Here is a 3,772-nt window from a genome sequence, read left to right on the forward strand (position 1 = left end):
AGCTAATACAAATGTTTAGATAAAAAAGACTTGATCAAATTAGACCAAGCCTTTTGATAGTGTTATATTAATAGCAAAATAAAAAAAGAAGTCGTCCACCCCAAACCGACCAAAGTTTACGTGAACGACTAGCCAAAATATAAAACAGTCGATGTTTTTATGTTTTTGTATATTTTGATATTAAACGATATTTGATTATACTTCAACATTTACATTTGACGTTTGGGTGGACGACTTCTTAAAACAAATTAAGGAGTCGATTTTTTATGACTGAAGAAAATCATTCAAATTACTTACAAAATAAGGATTTAGACAATTTTTCTAAAACCGGCTACTCTAATAGCCGGTTAGGAGTGCATTCTGTGCACCCACCAAAACCAAAATTAAGCTTTGACGCTATGACTATTGTTGGAAATCTTAATAAAGATAGTGCCGAAAAACTTTCCAAATTTATGAGTATTGAGCCTCAAATTAGACTTTGGGATATCTTACAAACCAAATTCAAAGCTAAAGCACTTCAAGAAAAAGTTTATATTGAATATGACAAAGTGAAAGCAGATAGTTGGGATAGACGTAATATACGTGTTGAATTTAATCCGAATAAATTGACGCAAGATGAAATGATTTGGCTAAAACAAAATATTATTTGGTACATGGAAGATATTGGGTTTACAAGATTAGATTTGGCTTTCGATTTTGAATATGATTTGAGCGATTATTATGCGTTGTCAGATAAAGCAGTAAAGAAAACTATATTTTATGGACGTAATGGGAAACCAGAAACAAAATATTTTGGTGTACGTGATAGCGACAGATTTATTCGCGTTTATAATAAAAAACAAGAACGTAAAGACAATGCAGATATTGAAATTGATTCAGAATACTTATGGCGTGTAGAAATTGAATTGAAAAGAAATATGGTTGATATATGGAATGGTTGTTTTGATGATTTACATATTTTGAAACCAGATTGGACTACACTAAAAAAAATAAATGAACAAGCAATGATTTACATGTTAATTCATGAAGAAGGTAAATGGGGAGAATTAAACAAAAGAACTAAATACAAATATAAAAATTTGATTAAAGAAATATCTCCAATTGATTTAACAGATTTAATGAAATTGACTTTGAAAGAAAACGAAAAACAATTGCAAAAGCAAATTGATTTTTGGCTTTCTGATTTTGAATTTTGAGTGCATTAAATTTTATACACGTAAGTGATCATAAAATTTAAAAACGAATTTGCGACCACCATTTTTGGTCGCAGGTTTTGAACTTATGGACTGACTTGTTCAGTCCATTTTTTGTGCTTGCACAAAAACTAGCCTCGCAGAGCACACGGTTTAACGACTTATGAAACGAAGTAAATAAGTCTAGTGTGTTATACTTTAATTATTAAAGGCCACATTGATGATGTGCTTAGGAGGTAATTTATTAATGAGCTATTCCATTATTAGAGTTGCAAAAGTGAAAGGTAAAACCAATACAACTGGTATTCAAAAACATGTTCAAAGAGAAAATAAAAAATATGAAAATGCAGATGTTGATTTGTCTAAATCTGATATGAATTACGATTTAATTAATCCAAAGCCAATTGATTTCAATCAAAAAATAGACGAGAAAATTGAACAAAATTATAAAGGGAAACGAAAAATAAGAAAAGACGCAGTAAAACACATAGATGGGGTTATTACATCAGATTCGTTTTTCTTTTTAGGAAAACCAGATGAAGATATCAAACGATTTTTTGAAGATAGTAAAGAGTTTTTAGTTGAAGAGTATGGCGAAGAAAATGTGTTATATGCAACGGTTCATATGGACGAAAAAACACCACATATGCATTTTGGGGTTGTACCTATCACAGAAGATGGACGATTAAGTGCTAAAGAAATGCTGGGCAATAAGAAATCTATGACGGAATTTCAAGATAGATTTAATCAATATGTGAATGATAAGGGTTATAGATTGGAACGTGGCACGCCTAAACATAAAACGGAACGTAAACATCAAGAAGTTGAACAATTCAAAGAAAATACCGACTATTATCAAAATCAAAAAGATAGAGCTAGGAGATTGGCCGACCATTACAAAAAAGGTGAAGAAGAATATAAAAAGAAAGTGGCTAAACTTCAAAAGCAACACAGTATTTTAAAAAACGAAGTGGATATGTTGGAACAAGAGAAATTGCCTAATTTAAAAACACAACACCTAAATATGACGAATCAAATCAAAGAACAAAAGGGTCAACTGGATTCAACAAAAACAGAGTTACAACAAGCTAAAGACGAAAAAACGAAATTAAATAACGATATTGAATCTAAAAGAGACGAAATAAATAATTTAAAGACATTCATAGACCAAATAAGAGACGAAAATGAAAAAGAAAAGGAAAACTACCAAAGTTTAAAAAATGTCTTATATGAGCCTTTAAATGACGATATAGAATATGAGTATAAAAAACCAAGTCTATTTTCAAAAGAGAGTGAAAAAACAGGTCGAGTGATTTTAAAAGAAGATGATTATCAAATACTTAAAAAGCAATCTGATTTTGGTAAGCGAATGGAACCAGAATATAAAAAATTGATTAATGGCGAGACTATTCAAAATCTAAAAGAAACAACTAAAGAACAACGTGGAACAATCAATGAGCAACGTCACAAAATGAATGTGGCTAGTAAAAATTTTAAAAAATTAAGAGAAGAAAGAGATAAATATAAAACTGCATATCAAGAAGAAAAGCAAAATCATGAAAATACCAAAGGGTTTGTAAAAGGAATTTGTGAAGCAGGTAAACATGTATTTGGAGCAGATAACTACAGAAAAGTGATTGATAAAATAGACGATTCATTAAAACCACAATTTAAACAAAGGTTTAGAAACATTGTTGTGTTGGATCACGAAGATAGAAAGATGTTTGATAACAAAGATGAGAAGATAAGAAATCAAAAAGCATTTGAAAATACTAGGTTAAATAAACAAAATAAAGATAAAGGTTTTGACTTAGATTTATAAACAAAAAAGCTCTTAATAAGCTTAATTAACTTATTAAGAGCAATCATCAATTTAATTACAAAACTTATAGCCGAAATTATAAAAGAACTCATTGATTAGTTCTTTTGGGGGAGCTGACACTCCTATATCTTGATTATATCAGATATAATATCTGATAAGCACGCTATTATGCCGAGAAAATTTATTGAAGTTGAGAAGAACCCTTAACTAAACTTGTAGACGAATGTCGGCATAGCGTGAGCTATTAAGCCGACCATTCGACAAGTTTTGGGATTGTTAAGGGTTCCGAGGCTCAACGTCAATAAAGCAATTGGAATAATGCAATAATTTTGGTAAGTTAGTCAAAAAAAAGGTGTGATACTTTGAAAATAAGAACATTTGCAACATGGACTACTGGTAGATTAGATGATTTAGTAAATGAATTTTGTTCAAGAGAAGATATTAAAGTATTAGAAATTCAAGCTAATAGCACGTGGTTGTTTGTAACTGCTACTGTTATATATGATGATTAGTAAATCATAACGAGGAAATGAGACGTGATTTGGAATAACATGAAATTCAAAGAAGCCTTTGAGAAATTCATAACAAACAAGTATGTATTTGGTGTTTTGTTAGTATTAATTGTATATCAGCTAATACAAATGTTTAGATAAAAAAGACTTGATCAAATTAGACCAAGCCTTTTGATAGTGTTATATTAATAGCAAAATAAAAAAAGAAGTCGTCCACCCCAAACCGACCAAAGTTTACGTGAACG

At 30.1% G+C, this 3,772-nt stretch carries 3 protein-coding genes; all 3 read left to right on the forward strand.

Features of this window, described 5'->3' with window-relative positions:
* Positions 1 to 266: 266 nt before the first annotated feature.
* The 3 genes from NGI30_RS11365 (at position 267) to NGI30_RS11375 (ending at position 3,527) form a co-directional block, all read left to right on the forward strand.
* Positions 267 to 1,196, forward strand: a complete 930-nt coding sequence (locus NGI30_RS11365; protein ID WP_251944107.1) for a replication initiation factor domain-containing protein — start codon at positions 267 to 269, stop codon at positions 1,194 to 1,196.
* 244 nt (positions 1,197 to 1,440) lie between these two features.
* Entirely contained in the window at positions 1,441 to 3,015 is a 1,575-nt protein-coding gene (gene mobV / locus NGI30_RS11370) for a MobV family relaxase (RefSeq protein WP_251944109.1), read from the forward strand.
* A gap of 362 nt (positions 3,016 to 3,377) precedes the next feature.
* On the forward strand, positions 3,378 to 3,527 hold the full coding sequence (locus tag NGI30_RS11375; protein WP_251944111.1) for a hypothetical protein: 150 nt from the start codon (positions 3,378 to 3,380) through the stop codon (positions 3,525 to 3,527).
* Positions 3,528 to 3,772: the final 245 nt, after the last annotated feature.

The sequence above is a fragment of the Staphylococcus sp. Marseille-Q5304 genome (assembly GCF_943737015.1).
Classification (GTDB): Bacteria; Bacillota; Bacilli; order Staphylococcales; family Staphylococcaceae; genus Staphylococcus; species Staphylococcus hsinchuensis.